At 71.4% G+C, this 21,470-nt stretch carries 21 protein-coding genes and 1 pseudogene; 12 read left to right on the forward strand and 10 right to left on the reverse strand.

All coding sequences use genetic code 11. The features are described 5' to 3' along the window. Window positions 1-32: 32 nt before the first annotated feature. From ACFYXA_RS00085 to ACFYXA_RS00095, 3 genes and pseudogenes are all read left to right on the forward strand, one after another. Window positions 33-1,097 (forward strand): annotated as a pseudogene (locus tag ACFYXA_RS00085) (AraC family transcriptional regulator); the annotation flags it as partial. Continuing rightward, complete coding sequence (locus ACFYXA_RS00090; RefSeq protein ID WP_389026947.1) at window positions 980-1,750, forward strand: AzlC family ABC transporter permease; 771 nt, start codon at window positions 980-982, stop codon at window positions 1,748-1,750. The pseudogene ACFYXA_RS00085 and the gene ACFYXA_RS00090, both read left to right, overlap by 118 nt. Continuing rightward, the gene (locus ACFYXA_RS00095) at window positions 1,747-2,055 is read left to right on the forward strand and encodes an AzlD domain-containing protein (RefSeq protein WP_351100054.1); all 309 of its coding nucleotides are present in this window, start codon (window positions 1,747-1,749) and stop codon (window positions 2,053-2,055) included. The genes ACFYXA_RS00090 and ACFYXA_RS00095 overlap by 4 nt, the downstream gene beginning before the upstream one ends. 112 nt (window positions 2,056-2,167) lie before the next feature. Here the strand turns inward: ACFYXA_RS00095 and ACFYXA_RS00100 are convergent, their stop codons facing one another. Then, window positions 2,168-3,112 (reverse strand): hypothetical protein, encoded by a 945-nt coding sequence (locus tag ACFYXA_RS00100; RefSeq protein WP_389026949.1) that lies wholly within the window; start codon window positions 3,110-3,112, stop codon window positions 2,168-2,170. 213 nt (window positions 3,113-3,325) lie between these two features. Between ACFYXA_RS00100 and ACFYXA_RS00105 the strand changes: the two genes are divergently transcribed. Beyond that, on the forward strand, window positions 3,326-3,565 hold the full coding sequence (locus ACFYXA_RS00105; protein ID WP_389026951.1) for a Fe-S protein: 240 nt from the start codon (window positions 3,326-3,328) through the stop codon (window positions 3,563-3,565). Between the two features lie 103 nt (window positions 3,566-3,668). Here the strand turns inward: ACFYXA_RS00105 and ACFYXA_RS00110 are convergent, their stop codons facing one another. Together ACFYXA_RS00110 and ACFYXA_RS00115 are read right to left on the reverse strand one after the other, a co-directional pair. After that, a complete protein-coding gene (locus ACFYXA_RS00110; RefSeq protein WP_389026953.1) occupies window positions 3,669-6,083 on the reverse strand; it encodes an ABC transporter permease in 2,415 nt (804 codons plus the stop codon). Then, window positions 6,080-6,772, reverse strand: coding sequence for an ABC transporter ATP-binding protein (locus tag ACFYXA_RS00115; protein WP_389026955.1), 693 nt, complete (start codon window positions 6,770-6,772; stop codon window positions 6,080-6,082). The genes ACFYXA_RS00110 and ACFYXA_RS00115 overlap by 4 nt, the downstream gene beginning before the upstream one ends. 221 nt (window positions 6,773-6,993) lie before the next feature. Between ACFYXA_RS00115 and ACFYXA_RS00120 the strand changes: the two genes are divergently transcribed. From ACFYXA_RS00120 to recX, 6 genes are all read left to right on the forward strand, one after another. Beyond that, window positions 6,994-8,286, forward strand: a complete 1,293-nt coding sequence (locus ACFYXA_RS00120; protein ID WP_389026957.1) for a sensor histidine kinase — start codon at window positions 6,994-6,996, stop codon at window positions 8,284-8,286. Next, window positions 8,283-8,984: a response regulator gene (locus ACFYXA_RS00125; protein ID WP_389026959.1), complete on the forward strand. Its 702-nt coding sequence runs from the start codon at window positions 8,283-8,285 to the stop codon at window positions 8,982-8,984. The genes ACFYXA_RS00120 and ACFYXA_RS00125 overlap by 4 nt, the downstream gene beginning before the upstream one ends. Before the next feature lie 45 nt (window positions 8,985-9,029). Then, the gene (locus ACFYXA_RS00130; protein ID WP_352245828.1) at window positions 9,030-9,224 is read left to right on the forward strand and encodes a DUF3046 domain-containing protein; all 195 of its coding nucleotides are present in this window, start codon (window positions 9,030-9,032) and stop codon (window positions 9,222-9,224) included. A gap of 88 nt (window positions 9,225-9,312) precedes the next feature. Further along, window positions 9,313-10,575: an AI-2E family transporter gene (locus tag ACFYXA_RS00135; protein WP_389026961.1), complete on the forward strand. Its 1,263-nt coding sequence runs from the start codon at window positions 9,313-9,315 to the stop codon at window positions 10,573-10,575. Between the two features lie 291 nt (window positions 10,576-10,866). After that, complete coding sequence (recA, locus tag ACFYXA_RS00140; protein WP_351091939.1) at window positions 10,867-11,997, forward strand: recombinase RecA; 1,131 nt, start codon at window positions 10,867-10,869, stop codon at window positions 11,995-11,997. A gap of 3 nt (window positions 11,998-12,000) precedes the next feature. Continuing rightward, the gene (gene recX, locus ACFYXA_RS00145; RefSeq protein ID WP_389026964.1) at window positions 12,001-12,783 is read left to right on the forward strand and encodes a recombination regulator RecX; all 783 of its coding nucleotides are present in this window, start codon (window positions 12,001-12,003) and stop codon (window positions 12,781-12,783) included. Window positions 12,784-12,860: 77 nt separating this feature from the next. On the opposite strand, the gene ACFYXA_RS00150 is transcribed toward recX, so the two are convergent. From ACFYXA_RS00150 to ACFYXA_RS00180, 7 genes are all read right to left on the reverse strand, one after another. After that, window positions 12,861-13,412, reverse strand: coding sequence for a cysteine dioxygenase (locus ACFYXA_RS00150; RefSeq protein ID WP_389028963.1), 552 nt, complete (start codon window positions 13,410-13,412; stop codon window positions 12,861-12,863). A 126-nt stretch (window positions 13,413-13,538) separates the two neighbouring features. Then, complete coding sequence (locus tag ACFYXA_RS00155) at window positions 13,539-13,652, reverse strand: putative leader peptide (protein ID WP_351092407.1); 114 nt, start codon at window positions 13,650-13,652, stop codon at window positions 13,539-13,541. 68 nt (window positions 13,653-13,720) lie between these two features. Next, window positions 13,721-15,352 carry an FAD-dependent monooxygenase gene (locus tag ACFYXA_RS00160; RefSeq protein WP_389026966.1) on the reverse strand — a complete coding sequence of 544 codons (1,632 nt, stop codon included), beginning with the start codon at window positions 15,350-15,352 and terminating at the stop codon, window positions 13,721-13,723. A gap of 192 nt (window positions 15,353-15,544) precedes the next feature. Then, window positions 15,545-16,450: an amino acid ABC transporter permease gene (locus tag ACFYXA_RS00165; RefSeq protein ID WP_389026968.1), complete on the reverse strand. Its 906-nt coding sequence runs from the start codon at window positions 16,448-16,450 to the stop codon at window positions 15,545-15,547. Next, a complete protein-coding gene (locus ACFYXA_RS00170; RefSeq protein WP_389028966.1) occupies window positions 16,447-17,115 on the reverse strand; it encodes an amino acid ABC transporter permease in 669 nt (222 codons plus the stop codon). Before ACFYXA_RS00170 ends, ACFYXA_RS00165 begins: the two co-directional genes overlap by 4 nt. 132 nt (window positions 17,116-17,247) lie before the next feature. Beyond that, entirely contained in the window at window positions 17,248-18,078 is an 831-nt protein-coding gene (locus ACFYXA_RS00175; protein ID WP_389026971.1) for a glutamate ABC transporter substrate-binding protein, read from the reverse strand. A gap of 179 nt (window positions 18,079-18,257) precedes the next feature. Next, window positions 18,258-19,034 (reverse strand): amino acid ABC transporter ATP-binding protein, encoded by a 777-nt coding sequence (locus ACFYXA_RS00180; RefSeq protein ID WP_351091949.1) that lies wholly within the window; start codon window positions 19,032-19,034, stop codon window positions 18,258-18,260. Window positions 19,035-19,359: 325 nt separating this feature from the next. On the opposite strand from ACFYXA_RS00180, the gene ACFYXA_RS00185 reads away from it, so the two are divergent. Both ACFYXA_RS00185 and ACFYXA_RS00190 read left to right on the forward strand, forming a co-directional pair. After that, window positions 19,360-20,046, forward strand: coding sequence for a response regulator transcription factor (locus ACFYXA_RS00185; RefSeq protein ID WP_130438247.1), 687 nt, complete (start codon window positions 19,360-19,362; stop codon window positions 20,044-20,046). Between the two features lie 10 nt (window positions 20,047-20,056). Then, window positions 20,057-21,460: a HAMP domain-containing sensor histidine kinase gene (locus tag ACFYXA_RS00190; RefSeq protein ID WP_352245835.1), complete on the forward strand. Its 1,404-nt coding sequence runs from the start codon at window positions 20,057-20,059 to the stop codon at window positions 21,458-21,460. The last annotated feature ends 10 nt before the right edge of the window (window positions 21,461-21,470 follow it).

Raw genomic sequence — 21,470 nt, forward strand, 5'->3', positions numbered from 1 at the left:
CGGGCGGAGGGCGGTCGCGCAGAATGGGGGGTATGGCGGGTTCCGGAGAGGTGGCGCGGCACTGGCGGTACGCGGAGTTGTCCGAGGTGGACCTGCTCCGTGCCCGCTATGTCCGCAAGACGTTCGTCCGGCACACCCACGAGCACTTCGTCATCGCCGCCATCGCCGACGGGGTCGAGGTGTTCCACCACCGGGGGAGCGACCAGTACGCCGGAGCCGGCGCGCTCGCGCTGGTCAACCCGGACACCCCGCACACCGGGCGGGCCGGTGTGCCCGAGGGCTGGCGGTACGGGGCGGTGTATCCGTCACCGGAGGTGGTGGCGGCGATCGCGGCCGAGACGACGACGCTGAAGGGCGCGCCGGGGTTCGTGAGCCCGGTGCTCGACGACCCGTACGCCGCGGCGCTGGTGCACCGGGTGCTGCGGGCCGCCGACGAGGGCGACGCGCTGGCCGCCGACACGCTGCTGCGGGTGGCCGTGACCCGGCTGCTGCGGCTCAACGGCGGACCGGCGCCCCAGCGGGCGGTGCGCACGGCCGGAGGGCGGATCGCCGCACGCGCGCGTGCCGTGCTGGAGGAGCGGATGACCGGCCCGCCCACCCTGGAGCACCTCGCGCAGGACCTCGGCACCAGCCCCTTCGCCCTGCTGAGGGCGTTCCGGGACGCCTACGGGATGCCGCCGCACACCTGGCTGACGGACGCCCGGGTCCGTCGGGCGAGGCGGCTGCTCGACACCGGCATCCCGCCCGCGGAGGCGGCCGTGGCCGTCGGGTTCACCGACCAGCCCCACCTCAACCGGCACTTCACGCGGATCGTGGGCGTGCCCCCGGGCGCGTACCAGCGCGGCCGCGAGGATGCCCGGCAGCATAGGGACGTACGCGAGCCCGAGGACGTACGCGAGCGCAAGAACGTACAAGACGTGCGGCGCCGGCTGCTCCTACCGTCCGACGGGTGGCAGAACAGACAGCTCGGACAGGACAAGTGGCACGGACAGCGCGCGCGAACACAGGACCCGGCGGGAGAGGCAGACCGGACGCCGCTGTCGTACGGGACGCCCTCGGCGTCGGCATCGCCGTCGGACTCTCCGGATTCGCCTTCGGGGTGACCTCGGCGGGCAGCGGGCTCACGGCATGGCAGACCTGTGCCCTCAGCCTGCTGGTGTTCACCGGAGCGTCCCAGTTCGCGCTCGTCGGTGCGCTGGCGGCCGGCGGCAACCCCTTCACGGCGGCCGCGGGCGCCTTCTTCCTCGGCGTGCGCAACGCCTTCTACGGCCTGCGGCTGTCGCAGGTGCTGGCCCTCCCGCGCGCGGTGCGCCCGTTCGCCGCACAGTGGGTGATCGACGAGACGACCGCCGTCTCGCTGGCGCAGCGCGACCGGCGCGGGGCGCGCCTCGGGTTCGCCGTCACCGGCATCAGCCTCTACGTGCTGTGGAACCTCACCACGCTGCTGGGCGCCCTGGGCGCCGAGGCCATCGGCGACACGGACGCGTGGGGGCTCGACGCGGCCGGTCCCGCCGTCTTCCTGGCGCTGCTCGCGCCGATGCTGAAGACCGCCACCGAGCGCTTCACCGCCGCTCTCGCGGTCGTCCTGGGGCTCGGCCTGCTGCCCCTGCTGCCCGCCGGAGTGCCCGTCCTGGTGGCCGCGCTCGCCGCGCCGGTCGCCCTGTGGGCCGAGGGCCGCCGCGGCGCGCGGCAGGGCCGTGACACGTCGGAGCGCGCCGCCGCCGAGCGCCACGCGGAGGGGGAGCGGTGAACGTCTGGATCGCCATCGGGGTGACCGCGGTCGCTTGTTACGCCGTCAAGCTCGCCGGGCTGCTCGTTCCGGCGGGCGCCCTGGAACGGCCCCTGGTCCGGAGGCTCGCCGCACTGCTGCCGGTCGCCCTCCTCGCCGCCCTCACAGCCCAGCAGACCTTCGCCGACGGGCACGCGCTAGTGCTCGACGCGAGGGCGGCGGGGCTCGCCGCGGCCGCCGTGGCGCTCGTCCTGCGCGCACCGTTCCTGCTGGTCGTCGCGGCGGCCGTGGCGGTGACGGCGGGGGTGCGGGCGCTGGGCGGCTGAGCGGTCGCCGGGGTCGCCGGCGGCCGCGCGAGGCGATCGTGCGCGTGTGGTGATCCGTGCGTCCGGATGCCAGACGATCGTCTCGTCCGGTTCTCAGGCGATCGTCCGGTTGTCAGTCGATCGTGCGGCCGTGCGCCCGCAGCGTGTGCAGGGCGTCGATCGTCACCATGGGGCGGGCCTCCAGGGCGGTGCCCGGCGCCCACGCGCGCCAGCGGATCGGCCAGCCGCCGTCCTCCCGCTGGTCGCCGGCGAGGAAGTCCAGGGAGCGGGCCATCTCGTCGTCCGTGAACCACGCGCGCGCGAGGGAGCCCGGCGTACGGGCGTAGTCGTGGGGGAAGTGGTGCTCGCCGGGGGCGTAGCCGGGCGCCACCGGGTGGTCGTCCGCGCGGTCCGGGTCCAGCACGGCGAGCCGGCGTTCGCGGACCAGGCGGCCCAGCCGGTCGGCGGCCGCCTCCGCGCGCGGGCGGTCGGGGGCGGAGTCCAGGAAGGCCACGGCCGCCTCGATCTCGTAGGGGTGGGACGTCTCCAGGGAGTCCACCGCATGCCAGCAGAAGTCCGTGGCTCTGAAAAGCCATGCGTGCCACACCTCGTTGCGGTGCAGCAGGCCCACCACCGGGCCGGTGGCCAGGAGTGCGCTGGGCGGGTCGTCCACGATCGGGACGAACGGGGCGGCGGGGTACCCGCGCTGGCTGGGGTGGACCGCGGGCAGGGCCCCGTCGGGGGTCGACACGGCGGTGAGGTAGCGGCACACGTGTTCCACGCGCCGGCCGTCGCAGCGCCCGAGACGGTCCAGGACGCGCAGCGCCCGCGCGGTGTGCAGGGGCTGGCTGACGGGGCCGCGCAGATCGGGTTCGAGCGCGTGCCCGTAACCGCCGTCCTCGTTGCGGTAGGCGTCGAGCGCGGTCTCCACGGGGTCGGCGCCGCCGTGCAGGAAGTGGTAGGCGAAGAGGCGCTGTTCGAGCACGCGCGCGGTGAGCCAGACGAAGTGCTCGGCGCGGGAGAGCGGGGAACGCGCCTGGGTCGTCGGGGGGAGTGGGGATGCTCCGGAGTCGGCCATGGTCAGACCGTAGGCCGCGAAGCGGTCCCGGCAGGCGGTCCCGGCCGGGGCCACCCCCGCGCGCGGGACACGGACGTCATGCGGTTGACGGTCTTCCGGCAGCGGATGGCGTCGAGCGGATCTGGCGATACCCGATCAAGTCCACGGGCGGAGAGCGTCCGGAGTCGGTCGGCGTGTACGAGCGGGGGCCTGCTGGGTGACCGGCTGTACGCGGTGCGGGACGCCGAGGGCAGGTTCGGCTCGGGCAAGAACACGCGCCGGTTCCGAAGGATGCCCGGCCTGCTGCGGCTGGGCTCCCGCTACCCGGAAGCGGGAACCCTGACCGAGCCCGAACTCCTCGACGTGCTGAAGACCGTCGCCCGAGCGCACGCCATGCGCCTGGATGCCCTGGGCACCGTGACCGCGCCGGGCACCGTCGGAGTCGGGGACGTCGTCGCCGTGATCCGGCCCTGATGGGGCGCCGGCCGCACCGGTGAGACGACAGGAATGAAACCGGCCCGTAAGAACCGTCCCGGCTGCACGGAGACCTGTGTCTTCGCCCGACCGACCGCGGGTGCTACTCGGTGCGCAGCGCGGTGGCCGTCAGGGTCCTGGCCGCCCAGCCCGCGGGGACCAGCGCACCCAGCACGGCGAGCACGACGCCGCCGAGTCCCAGCATGAGCAGCCGAGCCGGCCCGTACACGTCGAGCACGGACGACGGCATGGTGGTGCCCACGGCGCGTGCCATCACCGGCATGACGAATCCGTGCAGGACGTATCCCGCAGGCACGCCCAGCAGCCCGCCGAGTGCACCGATCGCCGTCACCGAGGCGAGCACGAGGCTGACGGTCTGCCGCGGCGTCATACCGATCGCCTTGCAGACGCCCAGGTCGCGAACGCGTTCCCGGGTGTCGAGGACGACGGAGTTGAGCACGCCGAGACCCGCCACGGCGACCAGCATGAGGGTGAGCACCACTGCCATCGCCTGCATGATGAGGATGACCCCTTTCTGCTCGTCCGGGGGGATGGTCGTGGCGTCGCCGCCCAGTGGCCGCACCACCGACGCGAGCTTGTGGGCGAAGTCGTCCGCCGAGACGTCGGCCAGCACCTTGACGAGGAATGTGCTGGGCGTGGCCGCCGGGAAATCCGACATGTTCGCGTGGATCTCCAGCTGATTGCCCGACGTGTCGAAGGACTCGCCCACGATCTTCAGGTCTGCGCTCTGCTGCTCGTAGGTCACCCGTACGGTGTCGCCGATCTTGGTGCTGGTCCGCTCCAGGAAGCGGGAGGGCACCACGACCTGCCCCTTACCGGTGAGCCAGTGCCCCGAGAGCATCTCGTAGCTGCCGTCGCGGGAATCGCCTTCGTAGAGGCTGGCCTGAACCGGCCCGGAGACGCCGGCCACGACGACCTCGGTCTGGAGCTTGCCGTAGTACGAGTCCAGGCCCGCCTGGGACGTGATGGCGGATCTCACCTTCGCCGGGTCAGCGGGCTCGGCCTTGGACGGGTCCGGCTTGCCGCCGGCCACGGGAGGCGGGCTCGCCGCGCCGCCTGCGGGGGGAGGCGGCGGGGGAGCGAGGGTGTTCATCCTGACCGTCGTCACCGTGACCGAGGCACGGCTTTCGGGATCCTGCGACGCGCTGATCGCGCCCAGCGACGAGGTCAGCCCCACCGCGAAGGTCACCGCGATCGTGCCGAACGCCACCGCGAGCAGCATCGCGAGGGCGCGGACCGGATGCGTGAAGGGGGTGGCGAGACCGTAGGTCACCGGTCGCGGCAGCGGCAGCCGGCCCAGCGCCCGGTGCGCCCGCTGCCCGCGCCCCGTGCGCGGCGCCCGGCCGACCGCGATGGCTTCCACCGTGTGCAGCTTTCCGGCTCGCCGTGCGGGAATCAGAGCCGCGAGCCCCACGACGAGCAGGGCGGCGGCCGGCACTGCGACGTCCACCCACCAGGCCACCGCGAGCGAGACGGTGCCGTACACCGACTGCGTGTCCGCCAGCATCGGCACGGCCAGGAGGTTGCCCAGCAGGACACCCAGAACGATGCCGGCGACGGCCGGGATCATCGCCTGGGCCACGTAGGCGCGGACGACCTCGCGCGGAGTGAAGCCGATGGCCTTGAGGATGCCGATCCTGCGCAGACCGGTGCCGACCGCACCGCTGATCACGCTGCTCACGGTGATCACCGACATCACGATGCCGAGCACACCGAAAGCCATCACGAACGGAACGGTCGCCGCCGCGGCCTGGTCGGCGGCGCACTTGGTGTCCAGCCAGGACTGCGTACCGAGCAGCGCTCCGGAGCCCGTGGCGGAGACGAGCATCGCCCGGTGGGCGAGGAGCTGGGCCTTGGTGTCCGCGGAGTCGAAGCGGTAGAGCATCTGCCGCATGACGGGGTGCCCCTGCGACGCCACCGCGTCGACCTGCGCCGGCGTCGCCCAGGAGTCGGCGGTCCTGCCGGCCGACAGGGCGAAGCCGACCACCTTGAGGGCCGGGGAGTTCGTGGCGTCCGACGTCCTGAGGGTGGAGCCGATCTCGACGCCTGGCCCCTCGAAGGACGTGCTGAGCACGATCTCGCCCGGCCTCTGCACCCACTGACCGGACTTCAGCTCCACCCGGTCCACGGCATCGTCCGTACCGGACCGCCCGACAAGGGTGAGAGTCGGAAGCCGGAAGCCCGTCTGATCCACCGGGCGGAACGCCGTGGAGGAGTACGGCCCCGCGCTCGCGGTGACGCCGTCCAGCTTCCCGGTCTCCGCCAGCTTCGCCGTGCTCACCCTGGCCGGATCGAACTGCGCGGTGATGTGCGCGCCTCGCTGCTTGTCGAAGGCATGATCGAAGGGCGCGGCCGCGGCGACCATCAGCGACCCGGCGACCACGGCCGAGGCCACGGCCATCATCGTGGCGATCGCGATCACCACGGACTGCACGCGCCGCCGGCTCACCCCGGAGCGAACGACCCGGCTCAGCGCGCCGTTGCCGAACACGCTCACCGGACGGCCTTGGCATACGTGTCGAGGGCGAGGTGACCGTCCACGAGGTGGATGGTGCGGCTCGCGACCGCCTCCGCCAGTGACAGGTCGTGTGTCACCAGCACGATGGTCTGGCCCCCGCGGTGCAGGTCCATCAGCAGGTCGCGGACGTCGTGGCCCGACGCGGTGTCGAGCGCACCGGTCGGCTCGTCGGCGAGCAGCAGTTCGGGGCGGTTGATCAACGCCCTGGCCACACCGACTCGCTGGCGTTCGCCTCCGGACAGCCGGCCCGGGTAGGCGCGGGCGTGCTTCTGAATGCCGAGCATCTCCATGAGCTCGCCTGCGCGGGACGCGGCTTCGCGACGGCCGGTGCCGGTCAGCTGTGCCGGGAGCTGGATGTTGTCGGCGACGGTGAGGTCGTCGAGGAGGTTGAAGAACTGAAAGGCCATGCCGATGTGCGCGCGCCGGAACCTGGCGAGGGCGTGCTCGCTCAGCTGGCCGATCCGCCGGCCCGCCACGATCACAGCGCCGTCCGTCGGCTTGTCCAGGCCGGCGACGAGGTTCAGCAGCGTGGACTTGCCGCTGCCGGAAGGACCTGTCACGGCAAGGGCCTCGCCTCTGGCGACGCTCAGTGTGAGCGGTCCGAGCGCGGGCGCGCCGGCGCTGTCGTAGCGCTTGGCCACGCCCTCCAGTTCGATCACTTGGTTCATGCGGGAGGCCCGTCCTTACGGTCGCGAGAGGCGCGTGCTGTCGCCGGCCCTGTGAACCTAGGGGGCGGCAACGGCGGTGCGCGTCGGCCGCGGAACCGATAGCCGCCCGTCCCTTCGGACGATCCGGCCGCGGACTCCTCCTTAAGGATGAGGACCCGAGGAGGGGGCCGTGGTCAGTCGGACGGACGTGGGACGAGTGCGGAAGCCAGCACAATGTGCGGATGGAGACGGATGACTGGCGCGGCCGGCGGCGACAGCTCGTGGAAGCGTTACGCCCCGAGGCGAAGGCCACGCTGTCCGGACGGGCAGCCCGCGCCGATGTGGTGCTGGCGACCGTCCTGAGTGCCGTCGCTGTGTTCGTCGCGGTGCGCTGTCCCGGCAACGGACCGGTGTCCGTCGACCCGCCCATGATCGACGTCGGCACCGGCATCCCGGCCCCGCCGCCGCCCGGCCCCGATCAGGCGCCTGTGGAGGAAGGCCTTTCTCCTGTGCCCTGGGCCCTGGTCCTCGTGTCGACGCTGCCGCTCGCCCTGCGGCGCCGCTACCCACTGGCCGTCTTCACAACGGTGCTGGGCGCAAGCCTGGCCATCGGCAGCTCGGCCTCTTGGGTCACCATCCGGGCCTGTGTCATCGCCGCCTACAGCGCCGTCGTCCACAGCCGATACCGGATCTTGTCGATCGCCATACTGGTGATCGCGGCCGTACTGTCCGGTGTCGCCTTCCGGAATGCGGATCCAGTGGTCCCGGCATGGTCCAGCCCGGGCTTCGTGCTGCTGGTGGCCGGGATGCTGGCCAGCCTCGTTCGTTTCCTGCACCTACGTCTGGCGTCCAGCAGACTCCGGGTGGCCGAACTTCAGGAGGCTCAGGAGCAGGCCACGCGCCGGGCCGTCGAGGAGGAGCGTTCCCGTATCGCTGCCGAGCTGCATGACGTCGTCACTCACAACGTGAGCGTGATGGTGATCCAGGCGGGCGCGGCACGCAAGGTGATGGACGTGATGCCGGAGCAGTCCAAGGAGGCTTTGCTGGCCGTCGAGGCCGGAGGCCGGGCCGCCATGGCAGAACTCCGGCACGTGATGGGCCTGTTGGCAGCCGCCGATCAGGACGGGCCCGACGGTCTGGAGCCCCAACCCGGGCTCGCGCAGCTCGACGCGCTGGTCGCGCGGGTACGCGCTGCCGGGACGCCCGTGAGCGTCGAGCTGTCGCTGCCGCCGGAACCGCTGCCGCCGGGCGTGGACCTCGCGGCGTACCGCGTCGTGCAGGAGGCGCTGACCAACACCGTCAAACACGCACGCGGCGCGGAGGCGACGCTTTCCATCGGTCACACCGACACCAGTCTGCAGATCGAGGTCACGGACACGGGCGGCGAGAAGGGCTGCTCACCAGCGGAGAGCAACGGCCGTGGCCACCTGGGCCTGCGTGAGCGACTGGCCGTCTACAAAGGCCGGCTGACGGTCGGACCGACAGACGCCGGCGGCTACAGGGTCACGGCCCGTATCCCGCGGAGCGCGGCATGACGGCGGACAAGCCGCCGCTGCGCGTGGTCATCGCGGACGACCAGGCCCTCGTGCGCACCGGCTTCAAGATGATTCTGGCCGCGGACGGCATCCAGGTGGCCGCTGAGGCGGCTGACGGTGCCGAGGCCGTCGCGGCAGTCCGTCGCACGCAGCCCGACGTCGTTCTCATGGACATCCGGATGCCGCAGATGGACGGCATCGAGGCCACCCGGCGCATCCTGGGCAGTGAAGGGCTGCAGGAGACCCGGGTCATCATCCTCACCACGTACGACCTCGACCACTATGTCTACGCAGCCCTCACGTCCGGTGCCAGCGGATTCCTGCTCAAGGACGTCTCCCCGGAGCACCTGGTGGCCGCGCTGCGTCTGGTGCAGTCCGGCGACGCTCTCCTCGCACCCACGATCACCCGCCGCCTGATCGAACGCTTCGCCGAGCACGACGGACCACAGGCCATCGCCCCCCACCGTGATCTGTCCACCCTGACCCCGCGTGAACTGGAGGTGCTCCGTCTGCTCGCCACGGGCCTCAGCAACGCCGAACTCGCCTCCCGTCTCCATCTCAGCCAGACCACGATCAAGAGCCACGTCGGCCGCGTCCTGTCCAAGCTGGATCTGCGCGACCGGGTCCAGGCCGTTGTCTTCGCCTACCAAACGGGACTGATCGCCCCGGGAGGCGGCGCCTCGAACGTGAACGGGTGAGGGCTTTACTCTGCGTACATACACGCACTTCATGGAGCGCACATCATGCGGTTGACGGTCTTCTGGCAGCGGATGGACGAGCACTTCGGCGCGGGGTACGCCGACACCTTCGCGCGCGATCACGTGATGACGGAGCTCGGCGGGCGCACCGTGCACGAGGCGCTGGCGGCCGGCTGGGACGCCAAGGACGTGTGGCGCGTGGTGTGCACGGTGATGAACGTGCCGCAGGAGAAGCGCTGATCCCTGCCGGCGTGCCGGTCGCACCGAATCCGGGGTGAAGATCGCACCGGGGTCCCCGGTTGTCGGTGCCGTGGGCGAGACTTGAGCCGTGGCACCCACTGACGAGAACGGGCAGGTCGCCCCACCCGCGACCCCGTCGGACACCGCGCCGCCCGCCGGGCCTCGGTCCGGCGCCGGCACCGACACCGCGCCGGGCGCGCGCATGCCGCGCTGGCTCCCGCGCGCGATGGTGCTCGCGCTCGCCCTGGTCGCCCTGTTCCAGTTGGGAACCTGGGCGTTCCACCAGCTCATCGGCCTGCTGATCAACATCCTCATCGCGTTCTTCCTGGCCCTCGCCATGGAACCGGCGGTGAGCCGGATGGCCGCCCGCGGCGTCCGCCGGGGCCTCGCGGCCTTCCTGGTATTCCTCGGTCTGCTGATCGCGTTCGCGGGCTTCTTCACGCTGCTCGGCTCGATGCTCGCCGGGCAGATCATCAAGATGATCGAGGACTTCCCGGACTACCTGGACTCCGTGATCAGCTGGATCAACACCACGCTCCACACCGAGCTGCGGCGCGTGGACATCCAGGAGGGCCTGCTCCACTCCGACTGGCTGCGGAAGTACGCCCAGAACAGCGCCGCCGGCGTCCTGGACGTCTCCACGCAGGTCCTCGGCGGTCTCTTCCAGCTGCTGACGATCGCGTTGTTCTCGTTCTACTTCGCCGCCGACGGGCCCCGGCTGCGGCGCGCCCTGTGCTCGGTGCTGCCGCCCGCCCGGCAGACGGAGGTGCTGCGCGCGTGGGAGATCGCCGTCGACAAGACCGGCGGCTACCTGTACTCACGCGGGCTGATGGCGCTGATCTCCGGCATCGCGCACTACATCCTCCTGGAGGCCCTGGGCATCCCGTACGCGCCCGTGCTCGCGGTGTGGGTGGGCGTGGTCTCGCAGTTCATCCCCACCATCGGCACGTATCTCGCGGGCGCGCTGCCCATGCTGATCGCCTTCACGGTCGACCCCTGGTACGCGCTGTGGGTGCTGGTGTTCGTCGTGGTCTACCAGCAGTTCGAGAACTACATGCTGCAGCCGAAGCTGACGTCGAAGACCGTCGACATCCATCCCGCCGTCGCCTTCGGCTCGGTCATCGCCGGCACCGCGCTCCTCGGCGCGGTCGGCGCGCTGATCTCCATCCCGGCCGTCGCCACGCTCCAGGCCTTCCTGGGCGCCTATGTGAAGCGCTACGACGTGACGGACGACCCGCGTGTCCACGGGCACCGCCGCCGGGGCGAGGGGCCGGGGCTGCTCGACCGGGCGCGGAAGGCGTGGGCGGCGACGAGGGAACGCGCGGGCGGCCGGGGGGAACGGTCCGGCTGACCGCGGCGGGGAGGTCGACGGGGGTGAGGGGTCTCCCGGCGCGGGCGGACGGCGGGGGTTGTCGGGGTCGTGGGGGCGCCGCTCGGGGGTGCGGGGCCCGCTTGACACGAAAATCGAACATCTATTCTCATGGAGGCTCCGGCGAGCCTCTCGACGGGGACTTCGTCCCGGTTCGAGGGGATAAGTGCCCGAGTTATCCACAGGCCGGACCAGCGTCGGGGCGCATTGTCAGTGGCAGGCGTTAGCGTCTTTGACGTGAAGCGATCGACTCAAGCAAACCGGGTGGAACCCATGGCAGGAACCGACCGCGAGAAGGCCCTGGACGCCGCTCTCGCACAGATTGAACGGCAATTCGGCAAGGGCGCGGTCATGCGCATGGGCGAGCGGTCGATGGAGCCCATCGAGGTCATCTCGACCGGTTCGACCGCCCTCGACGTGGCTCTCGGCGTCGGCGGCCTGCCGCGCGGCCGCGTCGTGGAGATCTACGGACCGGAATCCTCCGGTAAGACCACGCTGACCCTGCACGCCGTCGCCAACGCCCAGAAGGCCGGCGGCCAGGTCGCCTTCGTGGACGCGGAGCACGCCCTCGACCCCGAGTACGCGAAGAAGCTCGGCGTCGACATCGACAACCTGATCCTCTCGCAGCCCGACAACGGCGAGCAGGCCCTGGAGATCGTGGACATGCTGGTCCGCTCCGGCGCCCTCGACCTCATCGTCATCGACTCCGTCGCCGCGCTCGTCCCGCGCGCGGAGATCGAGGGCGAGATGGGCGACAGCCATGTCGGTCTGCAGGCCCGCCTGATGAGCCAGGCCCTGCGGAAGATCACCAGCGCGCTCAACCAGTCCAAGACCACCGCCATCTTCATCAACCAGCTCCGCGAGAAGATCGGCGTCATGTTCGGCTCCCCGGAGACCACGACCGGTGGCCGGGCGCTGAAGTTCTACGCCTCGGTGCGCATCGACATCCGCCGCATCGAGACCCTGAAGGACGGCACCGAGGCGGTCGGCAACCGCACCCGCTGCAAGGTCGTCAAGAACAAGGTCGCGCCGCCCTTCAAGCAGGCCGAGTTCGACATCCTCTACGGCCAGGGCATCAGCCGCGAGGGCGGTCTGATCGACATGGGCGTGGAGCACGGCTTCGTCCGCAAGGCCGGCGCCTGGTACACGTACGAGGGCGACCAGCTGGGCCAGGGCAAGGAGAACGCCCGCAACTTCCTGAAGGACAACCCCGACCTCGCCAACGAGATCGAGAAGAAGATCAAGGAGAAGCTGGGCGTCGGCGTGCGCCCGCAGGATCCCGCCGCCGAGCCGGGCGCGGACACCGCGGCCGCCACGGGTGCGCCTGCGGACGACGCCGCCAAGGCCGTCACCGCTCCCGCCGCCAAAACCGCCAGGAACAAGGCCGCGGCTGCCAAGAGCTGATCCGTGACACGACGAACGGACTGGGCCGAGAGCGACGCGCACCCCGGCGGACCCGCCGGGGTCGGTGAGACCTGGCCGGACGGCGGTTCATGGGGCGGCCCGCACGGGGGCGGGCGTGAGGACGGCGAGGACCGTTCCTTCGGCGGCCGCCGAGCAGGGGACGGCGAGGGCGGTTCCCGTCCGCGCGGCGGGCGCGGACGCCGTCGGCGCGGCTTCGGGGAACCGTCCGCCGAGGACGAAGGCGCTCCCTCCTCGTCGAGGGCCGAGCGGGAGGCGTCTTCAGGGGACCCGGCTGAGCGGGCGCGGGCGATCTGCCTGCGCCTGCTCACCGGGACCCCACGCACGCGCAAGCAACTCGCCGACGCCCTGCGCAAGCGGGAGATCCCGGACGACGTGGCCGAGGAGGTGCTGTCGCGGTTCGAGGAGGTCAGACTGATCGACGACAGCGCCTTCGCGGACGCCTGGGTGGAGTCCCGCCATCACGGCCGGGGGCTGGCCCGGCGGGCGCTCGCACAGGAACTGCGCACCAAGGGCGTCGACCCCGCACTGATCGACGAGGCCGTCGCCCAGCTCGACTCCGAGCAGGAGGAGACGACCGCGCGCGAACTCGTCGACCGCAAACTGAGGGCCACCCGCGGCCTCGACCGCGACAAACGGATCCGCCGCCTGGCCGGGATGCTCGCGCGCAAGGGCTACTCGCAGGGGATGGCCCTGCGCGTGGTCCGGCAGGCGCTCGAGGAGGAGGGGGAGGACACGGAGTTCCTGGGCGAGGACGGGGAGTTCTGACGCGGGTCCCACGCGGGGCGGCCTCGTAGCCCTGCCGTCGAACTCGCCGACGCCGGGTGGCCGTTCGCCCGGCGCGCCTACTGCCAGTCCTCCGGGCGCTCGACCTGCTCCAGGTGCAGCACCTGGCCGGTGCGGCTGTAGCGGCGGATGCGGGGGAGCGGCGGGTAGTAGGCGTGGACGGAGACCGCGTGCTCGTCGGCCGAGGCGTTGAGCACCTCATGGACGTGGTGGCGTCCGAAGGCGCGGCCCTGGCCCGCTCCGAGCCGGCGCTCGCGGTCCACGCCCTCGGACAACTCCAGGCTCTGCCAGCCGTCCGTGGGCAGCCGCACGGCCAGCGCGTGTTCCCGCAGCTCGCCGCGAGCGGTGAGGAACGCGCCCACCGAGTCGGCGTGGTCGTGCCAGCCGGTGCCGGTGCCGGGCGGCCAGCCGATCAGCCAGGCCTCACTGCCGCCGGGCCCCTCCAGGCGCACCCAGGTGCGGCCCTCGGGATCGAGGGGGAGTGAGGCGATCAGCTCGGCGTCGGCGGCAGTCCTGCGGACGAAGTCGAGGAGTTCCGCCTGCGTCGGCCCGCTTCCCGCGCCGGCGTTGGACGCGGAAGACGAGACGGAGGCGGGCACGGTGGAAGACAGCGGGGTGGAGGAGACAGCGGGAGACAGAGAGGCAGACACGAGTACCGTCCTGAAAGCGTTCGCGGACGGCGCGCGGCAGCGCGAGAGCGCTCGACGGCGCGCGCCGGTGAAGAAGGGGATGCGAAGTCAGCAGGACGGACGACACACGCAGCCCGCATAGCGGACGAGGTCCATATGGACCCTCCGCCACAGGCGCACATCGGTGTCGGTCACGATTCGGAGTAGACCACGCCGGTGCACACCGGTCAACTCACTGTCACGATGTGGACCCCAGGGTGACGGTGAGTGCCCTCACTTCGCTCCCGCCCTCACTTCGCTCCCGCCCCCGCCTCGCTCCGAGCCTCCGCTTCCCCCTGCCCCTTCGTCTCCGCGTCGACCGCCCCGCCCACGGCCGCCTCCGCGGCCGCGTGCAGGTCGGCGGGGCGGACCCCGCTCAGCGCGGTGACCAGGTGCCCGTCGGGGCGGACCAGCAGCACGGTGTGCGCGGCCGCCCCCGGGTAGCTCTCGGCCACCAGCAGTTCGGCCGGGCTCGGCAGAGCCGTCACCGCGGCGGCGAGACGGGGCATGACGCCCGCGCCCACCCAGTGCTTGCGTTCCCAGACGCCCGTCCCCGGCGCGACCAGCACCACGAGCAGGGCGCCCCGCCCGAGCCGGTCCCGCAGTCGTACGAAGGAACCGTCCTCCGCGGTCACCCGCACGTCCTCGACCGGCGACCCCGCCGGAGTGTCCACCGGCGTCTCGCCCTCCAGCCGGCGGGGCGAGAGCGGGGAGTCGGCGTACGTGCCCGGAGCGCCCAGCGCGCCGCGCCCCACGTGGCCTTCCGTGAGCAGCGCGTCATGACCCCGCGCCGCGCCCGGCACGTACGCCCTTATGCCCTTGCCGCCGCGCAGCAGCGGCAGCGCCTGGTCGGCGGCGCGCAGCCGGGCGGCGACCACCGCCCGCCGTTCCGTCTGGTAGCTGTCGAGAAGCGCCTCGCGCGGCCCGTGGTGCCAGGCCAGCGCCAGCTTCCAGGCGAGGTTGTCGGCGTCGCGCAGCCCCTCGTCCAGGCCCTGGGCGCCCAGCGCGCCGAGCAGACGCGCCGCGTCCCCGGCGAGGAAGACCCGCCCCGCCCGCCAGCGGCGCGCCAGCCGGTGGTGGACCGTGTGGACGCCGGTGTCGAGCAGTTCGTACGCCGGGGTCGAGCCGCCGCTCCAGCCCGCCAGGGTCTCGCGGACCCGCGCCACCAGCAGTTCGGGTGTGACGAGGTCGTTGCCGGGCGGCAGCAGCCAGTCCAGCCGCCAGACACCGTCCGGCAGCGGACGTCCGAGGACCTCTCCGGCGGAGGGGCCCGACGTGCGCCACGGCGGCGCCCGGTGCAGCAGCGCCTCATCTTCCCAAGGCAGTTCGGTGCGCAGCGCGGCGACGGCGTGCCGCTCGACCGCCGTGCGCCCGGGGAAGCGGATGTCCTGGAGCTTGCGGACCGTGGAGCGGGGGCCGTCGCAGCCGACCAGGTAGCTGCCGCGCCACCAGGTGCCGCCCGGACCGCGGGTGTGGGCGCTGACTCCGGAGGACTCCTGCTCGACGGTGTCGAGGCGGCTGTCCACGGCGATCCGCACCAGCGGTTCGTCCGCGAGGGCCGTGCGCAGGACGCCCGTCAGCACGTGCTGGGCAATGTGCAGGGGAGCCGGCTCCCCGTCGCCGAAGACGATCTCGCGCGTCACCTGCTTGCGCCGCATCGCCCGCCATCCGGACCAGCGGACACCGGCCCCGGCCAGGGACGCGCCGGTGAGCCGCTCCACCAGGGCGGTGGTGTCCTCGCGCAGCACGACCGTGCGCGCCAGCCGCGGCTCGTCCTTGCCGGGGCCCTCGTCCAGGACGATCGACGGCACCTCCTGACGCGCCAGCGCCAGGGCCAGCGTGAGCCCGACCGGCCCCGCTCCGACGATGATCACCGGGTCCACGGTGCGATGCCCCCTGCCTGCGACGGTGTCCTCGGGGACGTAAGCGAACAAGAGGTAGGAGCAGGGTGCACGATCACAGAACGTATGCAACCTATTGCCGGTTCCCGCGTCAAGCGAAGGAGGCAGCGGCGCGCACGCCACTGCCTCCTTAGGGCCCAGAGGGCCGCACGGGTCACACGGAGTGAGCCGGCGTCAGCCGCCGCCGCCCGCGCCCGTGCCCGCGGTGCCCGGGACCGCGGCCGGGTTGTCCTCGACGTCGTCCGCGGCCAGCACCGCGCCCGTGCCGCGCTTGCTCTGCCGCAGCCGCCCCTCCAGCCAGGAGGCGAAGGAGGTCAGCAGCCAGTTCAGCACGATGTAGATGATCGCGACCACGATGAAGCTGGGCACCACGTTGGCGTAGTTGGCCGCCAGCGTGCTGCGGGCGTTCAGCAGCTCGGTGAAACCGAGCATCACGCCGCCCAGCGCGGTGTCCTTCACGATGACGACCAGCTGGCTGACGATGGCCGGCAGCATCGCGGTGACGGCCTGCGGCAGCAGGATGCTGCTCATCGTCTGCCCCTTGCGCAGACCGATGGCGTACGCGGCCTCCGTCTGCCCGCGGGGCAGGGCGAGGATTCCGGCCCGCACGATCTCGGCGAGGACCGAGGCGTTGTAGAGCACCAGGCCGGTGACGACCGCGTACAGGGGCCGGTCCTCGCTGGTGACGTTCGTCGAGCGGACGAAGAACTCGTTGGCGAACAGCATCAGCAGCAGCACCGGGATGGCGCGGAAGAACTCGACCACCGCGCCGGCCGGGATGCTCACCCAGCGGTGGTCGGACATCCGGGAGATGCCGAGGAAGGCGCCCAGCGGGAGGGCGATGACCATGGCCAGCGCCGCGGCCTTCAGGGTGTCACCGAGGCCCGGCAGCAGATAGGTCGTCCAGGCCTCGGAGGTGGTGAACGGTTCCCACAGGGCCCACTCGAGCTGCTTCTTGTCGTCCATCTTCTGCCAGACCCACCACAGGGCCAGAGCGAGCAGGACGACGAAGAGGACGGAGAGGATGACGTTGCGCTGTTTGGCGCGGGGGCCGGGGGAGTCGTACAGGACGGAACTCATCGCTTCACCGCCAGTCGCTTGCCGAGCCAGCCGAGCAGCAGGCCGGTGGGAAGGGTCAGGACCACGAAGCCGAACGCGAAGACCGCGCCGATGGCCAGGGTCTGGGCCTCGTTCTCGATCATCTCCTTCATCAGGAACGCCGCCTCGGGCACGCTGATCGCGGCCGCCACGGTCGTGTTCTTGGTGAGGGCGATCAGAACGTTGGTCAGCGGGCCGATGACCGCACGGAACGCCTGCGGCAGCACGACGAGCGTGAGCGTCTGGCTGAAGCCCAGCCCGATCGCGCGCGCCGCCTCGGCCTGCCCGAGGGGCACGGTGTTGATGCCGGAGCGGATCGCCTCGCAGACGAAGGCCGCGGTGTAGGCGACCAGTCCGAGCACCGCGAGCCGGAAGCCCTGGAGCTCGAAGTCGTTCGACGCGCCCATCGTCATACCGAAGATGTCGGCGAGGCCGAGCGAGGTGAAGACGATGATGACGGTCAGAGGGATGTTCCGGACGATGTGGACGTAGGCGGTGCCGAACCCGCGCATCATCGGTACGGGGCTGACCCGCATGGCGGCCAGCAGGGTGCCCCAGACCAGGGAGCCGACGGCGGAGAAGACGGTCAGTTTGACCGTCATCCAGAACGCCCCGAGGACGTCGTAGCCTTCAAGAAAGTCGAACACGATCTCCCGCGCTTCCGGGTGGGTGGCGTACGTGGAGGGCGTGGCGGGCCGCCCGTCGTGATCGCGACGGCGGGCGGCCCGCCCGCGGAACCCCACGTCGGCCGCGGGATTCCTGAGGCGGCGGGCGCCGGGTTACTTGACGACGACGCCGATCTTCGGGGCGGGCTCGTTCTTGTAGCCGGCCGGGCCGAAGTTCTCGTCGACGGCCTTCTGCCACGACTTGTCGTCGACCATCTTCTTCAGCGCGGCGTTGATCTTGTCGACCGTGGCCTTGTCGCCCTTCTTGACGCCGATGCCGTAGTTCTCGTTGCTGAGCTGCTCGCCCACCAGCTTGAACTTGCCCTTGTACTTGTCCTGCGAGGCGTAGCCCGCGAGGATCGAGTCGTCGGTGGTCACCGCGTCGACGGCACCGCTCTGGAGGGCGGCGATGCACTCCGAGTAGCCCGGGAGCTGGCGCAGGTTGGCGCTGGGGGCGATCTTGTCCTTGATGTTCTGCGCCGAGGTCGACCCGGCGACCGAGCACAGGTTCTTGCCGTTGAGGTCAGCGCCCTTGGCGATCTTGGAGTCGGACTTGACCAGCAGGTCCTGGTGCGCCAGCAGGTAGGGGCCGGCGAAGTCGACCTTGGCCTTGCGCTTGTCGTTGATCGAGTACGAGGCCACGATGAACTTCACGTCGCCGCGGGCGAGCGCGTTCTCGCGGTCGGCGCTCTTGGTCTCGACGAACTCGATCTGCTTCGGCTCGTAGCCGAGCTCCTTGGCCACGTACGTCGCCACGTCCACGTCGAAGCCGGAGAAGGAGCCGTCAGGCTTCTTCAGGCCGATGCCGGGCTGGTCGTACTTGATGCCGACCTTGACCTTGTCGCCCCCGGAGCCGGAGTCCTTGTCGCCGCCGCCGCACGCGGTGGCGCTCAGGGTGAGGGCGAGGACGGCGGCCGAGGCGGCGGTGACCTTGCGAAGCTTCATGGTGAACTTCCTTTGGATGATGCCTTCGGGAGACGAAGGAATGCGGGCCGTCGAAAGGCGGGTGACGAGGGTCGGTGATCCGGGCCGGGTGACGCGGACCGGTGTTCCGGGTGCTGTGGCGCGGATCGTCGTCGGGGCGGCGCGGGATGCGCCGGGGCGGTGCGCCGGGCGGCGCGCCGTCAGTGGTGAAGGATCTTCGACAGGAAGTCCTTGGCGCGGTCGCTGCGCGGGTTGCTGAAGAACTGGTCGGGCGTGGCCTGTTCGACGATCCGGCCGTCCGCCATGAAGACGACGCGGTTCGCGGCCGATCGCGCGAAGCCCATCTCGTGGGTGACGACGATCATGGTCATTCCGTCCCGGGCGAGCTGCTGCATGACCTCCAGCACCTCGTTGATCATCTCCGGGTCGAGGGCCGAGGTCGGCTCGTCGAAGAGCATGACCTTCGGGTTCATGGCCAGGGCCCGCGCGATGGCGACGCGCTGCTGCTGACCGCCGGAGAGCTGGGCCGGGTACTTGTCGGCCTGGGTGCCCACACCGACCCGGTCGAGGAGCTCGCGGGCCCTCTCCTCCGCCTTCTTCTTGTCCGCCTTGCGGACCTTGATCTGGCCCAGCATCACGTTCTGCAGCACGGTCTTGTGCGCGAACAGGTTGAACGACTGGAAGACCATGCCGACGTCGGCGCGCAGCCGGGCCAGCTCCTTGCCCTCCTGGGGCAGCGGCTTCCCGTCGATCGTGATCGTCCCCGCGTCGACCGTCTCCAGACGGTTGATGGTGCGGCACAGGGTGGACTTGCCGGACCCGGAGGGTCCGATGACGACGACGACTTCACCGCGCTCGATCGTCAGATCGATGTCCTGGAGAACGTGCAACGCGCCGAAGTGCTTGTTGACGCTCTTCAGGACGACCAGTTCGCCGGGCGCGGCCGCGTCTTCCTTGGCCACCGATACTTCGGTCATCGCTCTAAGGCTCCGTCCTCCTCGGTTTCGGAGGACAGTAGTAACCACTCGCGACCAGCGTCATTACATCTGAGGGGAATCTGAGCATCACGATCCGATAGCAATCGGACACGTGTCGTAGCACTTGTGACCTGGGCGCGTATCGGGCGGATAACGGAAGCTCCGCGCAACCGGAACCCACTTGACGGCGTCCTCGTCCATCAGCGTGACTTCCACCGTGCACGCGCGTGTGCGCCGCGCCGGTGGTGTGCTGAAACCACACGTCCAGTTCGTACGACTTTCTACAGAATCAGATCGTACGCCCGATGAACCGAAGGAGGCCGGGGTGAGACTGCTGCTCGTCGAGGACGACAACCACGTCGCCGCCGCGCTGTCAGCGGTCCTCAAGCGGCACGGGTTCGACGTCACCCACGCGCGCAGCGGCGAGGAGGCGCTCCAGGCGCTCGTCCCGGAAGGCCCCGGCTTCGGCGTCGTCCTGCTCGACCTGGGGCTGCCCGACCAGGACGGCTACGAGGTCTGCGGCAAGATCCGCAAGCGCACCTCGACCCCGGTCATCATGGTGACCGCCCGCTCCGACGTGCGCTCCCGCATCCACGGGCTCAACCTCGGCGCCGACGACTACGTGGTGAAGCCGTACGACACCGGCGAACTGCTCGCCCGTATCCACGCCGTCAGCCGGCGCACCGCGCCCGAGGACCCGGCCGAGGCCGGCGAGGACGAACTGCGCCTCGGCCCCGTCCACATCGAACTGCCCACCCGACGCGTCACCGTCGACGGCTCGGTGATCCAGCTCACCCGCAAGGAGTTCGACCTGCTCGCGCTGCTCGCCCAGCGCCCCGGCGTCGTCTTCCGCCGGGAACAGATCATCAGCGAGGTGTGGCGCACCAGTTGGGAGGGGACCGGGCGCACCCTGGAGGTGCACGTCGCCTCGCTGCGCGCCAAACTGCGCATGCCCGCCCTGATCGAGACCGTGCGCGGCGTCGGGTACCGGCTCGTCGCCCCGGCCGCTTAGCGGGGACGGTGTGCGGACCCGGCTGCTCCCCCTGCTCATCGTCCTGATGGCGGCCGTCCTGCTCGCGCTGGGCGTGCCGCTGGCCGTCAGCGTGGCCCGGGCCGAGCAGCAGGACGTGGTCGTCGACCGCATCGACGACACGGCCCGCTTCGCCGCCCTCGCCCAGTTCGTCACCGCGCCGAGCGCCGCCGAGCCCACGTCCCCCGACGAACGGCGCGAGGCGCTCGTCCGCGAACTGGCCAGCTACTACGACGTCTACGGCATCCGTGCCGGCGTCTTCTACGGCACCGACGCCCCCATGGCCCACGCGCCGAGGGACTGGTACCTCCCCAAGTCGGGCGAGGTGCGGGACGCCTTCGAGGAGGCGCTCCTCAGCCGCCGCAGCCATGACCCCCGACAGGTGTGGCCATGGCAGCGCAACCGGCTCGTCGTGGCGTCACCGGTCATCCGCGACGGCGACGTCGTCGCCGTCGTCGTCACCGACTCGCCCACCGGGGCGATGCGCTCACGGATCCTGCACGGCTGGCTCGTCGTCGGCGCCGGCGAGATCGCCGCGATGCTCCTCGCCATCGGCGCGGCCCTCCGGCTGACCGGCTGGGTGCTCAGGCCCGTCCGGGTCCTGGACGCCACCACCCACGACATCGCCACCGGCCGTCTGAAGTCCCGGGTCGCCGTCGCCAGCGGACCGCCGGAACTGCGGCGGCTGGCCCGGTCGTTCAACGAGATGGCGGACAACGTCGAGGACGTCCTGGAACAGCAGCGCGCCTTCGTCGCCGACGCCTCGCACCAACTGCGCAACCCCCTCGCGGCGCTGCTGCTGCGCATCGAACTGCTGGCGTACGAACTCCCCGAGGGCAACGAGGAGATCGCCTCCGTGCAGAGCGAGGGCAAGCGCCTCGCCCAGGTCCTAGACGACCTGCTCGACCTGGCACTGGCCGAGCACACCGAGGCCGATCTCAGGGTCACCGACATCGGAGCGCTCACCGCCGAGCGCGTCGCGGCCTGGGCGCCGACCGCCGAGGCCAAGGGCGTGAGCCTGGTCGGGGACTGCCCGGCCACCACCGCCTGGGCCGACCCGGTCACGCTCTCCAGCGCCCTGGACGCGGTGATCGACAACGCGGTGAAGTTCACGCCCGAGGGCGAGAGCGTCGAGGTGGCGGTCGCCTGCGACGGGGACGCCACGACCGTCGTCGTCACCGACAACGGGCCCGGGCTGACCGACGAGGAACTCGCGCGCGTGGGCGACCGTTTCTGGCGCAGCGGCCGTCACCAGAACATCAAGGGCTCCGGACTCGGCCTGTCCATCTCCCGCGCCCTCCTCGCGGCCGGCGGCGGCTCCCTGACCTACGAGCACCACGAGCCCAGCGGGCTCAGGGTGACGGTGTCGGTGCCCAGGTCACGGCCGACGGGCTGAGGCCTCCCAC

It is taken from the genome of Streptomyces sp. NPDC002566 (genome assembly GCF_042889585.1).
In the GTDB taxonomy this organism is placed as follows: domain Bacteria; phylum Actinomycetota; class Actinomycetes; order Streptomycetales; family Streptomycetaceae; genus Streptomyces.

Coding starts and splice junctions, on each gene's coding strand:
- ACFYXA_RS00100 (WP_389026949.1), bottom strand. CDS start 3,112: ATGGCCGACTCCGGAGCATCCCCACTCCCCCCGACGACCCAGGCGCGT.
- ACFYXA_RS00115 (WP_389026955.1), bottom strand. CDS start 6,772: ATGAACCAAGTGATCGAACTGGAGGGCGTGGCCAAGCGCTACGACAGC.
- ACFYXA_RS00120 (WP_389026957.1), top strand. CDS start 6,994: ATGGAGACGGATGACTGGCGCGGCCGGCGGCGACAGCTCGTGGAAGCG.
- ACFYXA_RS00125 (WP_389026959.1), top strand. CDS start 8,283: ATGACGGCGGACAAGCCGCCGCTGCGCGTGGTCATCGCGGACGACCAG.
- ACFYXA_RS00130 (WP_352245828.1), top strand. CDS start 9,030: ATGCGGTTGACGGTCTTCTGGCAGCGGATGGACGAGCACTTCGGCGCG.
- recA (WP_351091939.1), top strand. CDS start 10,867: ATGGCAGGAACCGACCGCGAGAAGGCCCTGGACGCCGCTCTCGCACAG.
- ACFYXA_RS00165 (WP_389026968.1), bottom strand. CDS start 16,450: ATGAGTTCCGTCCTGTACGACTCCCCCGGCCCCCGCGCCAAACAGCGC.
- ACFYXA_RS00175 (WP_389026971.1), bottom strand. CDS start 18,078: ATGAAGCTTCGCAAGGTCACCGCCGCCTCGGCCGCCGTCCTCGCCCTC.
- ACFYXA_RS00180 (WP_351091949.1), bottom strand. CDS start 19,034: ATGACCGAAGTATCGGTGGCCAAGGAAGACGCGGCCGCGCCCGGCGAA.